The following is a 202-nucleotide window of genomic DNA, read 5'->3' as shown; positions in this document are numbered from 1 at the left end:
TCAACGCCAAAATGCGTCTGGCACCGTTAAGTACAATGCCCCCCGCGATGGTGCCGATAATCAGATCCGGATAATTGGAACCGGTCCACGCGACCAGGACGCCGGCGGTGATGACCCCCAGGTTGATCACCACGTCGTTGGCCGAGAATATCCAGCTTGCCTTCATGTGCGCCCCGCCTTCCCGATGTTTGGATATGAGCAG

Annotated in this window: 1 pseudogene; it reads right to left on the bottom strand. The window is 57.9% G+C overall.

Annotated elements, in window-relative coordinates:
- Positions 1-202, bottom strand: a pseudogene (locus LGT40_RS00005) (cation transporter); the annotation flags it as partial.

The sequence above is a fragment of the Methylophaga pinxianii genome (assembly GCF_020447225.1).
GTDB classification, from domain to species: Bacteria; Pseudomonadota; Gammaproteobacteria; order Nitrosococcales; family Methylophagaceae; genus Methylophaga; species Methylophaga pinxianii.
The sequence above is the reverse complement of the archived record's forward strand: the minus strand, read 5'-3'. Positions and strand labels throughout refer to the sequence as shown.